The organism is Serratia sp. CY44782 (genome assembly GCF_052168715.1).
Classification (GTDB): Bacteria; Pseudomonadota; Gammaproteobacteria; order Enterobacterales; family Enterobacteriaceae; genus Serratia; species Serratia nevei.
On the sequence record NZ_JBJNME010000041.1, the window covers coordinates 1 to 629 of the forward strand.

Annotated in this window: 1 rRNA gene; it reads right to left on the reverse strand. The window is 51.2% G+C overall.

Annotation, left to right across the window (positions count from 1 at the left end):
• Positions 1–460: ribosomal RNA gene (locus tag ACJ8HT_RS24155) — 16S ribosomal RNA — on the reverse strand; the annotation flags it as partial.
• Positions 461–629: the final 169 nt, after the last annotated feature.

Genomic DNA, 629 nt, shown 5'->3' on the forward strand with positions numbered 1-629 from the left:
TCACCACCTTCCTCCTCGCTGAAAGTGCTTTACAACCCGAAGGCCTTCTTCACACACGCGGCATGGCTGCATCAGGCTTGCGCCCATTGTGCAATATTCCCCACTGCTGCCTCCCGTAGGAGTCTGGACCGTGTCTCAGTTCCAGTGTGGCTGGTCATCCTCTCAGACCAGCTAGGGATCGTCGCCTAGGTGAGCCATTACCCCACCTACTAGCTAATCCCATCTGGGCACATCTGATGGCAAGAGGCCCGAAGGTCCCCCTCTTTGGTCTTGCGACGTTATGCGGTATTAGCTACCGTTTCCAGTAGTTATCCCCCTCCATCAGGCAGTTTCCCAGACATTACTCACCCGTCCGCCGCTCGTCACCCAGGGAGCAAGCTCCCTTGTGCTACCGCTCGACTTGCATGTGTTAAGCCTGCCGCCAGCGTTCAATCTGAGCCATGATCAAACTCTTCAATTAAAAGCTTGATTTGCTTCCACTCGAGAAGCGATGCTCAAAGATTTACTGCATGAATTTTACTTCAGTTAGTCACTCTTCAAGACTTGATATTTTTTTGCATCCGAAGATGCTGGATATCGTCTTGTGGAGTGCCCACACAGATTGTCTGATAAATTGTTAAAGAGCAGTG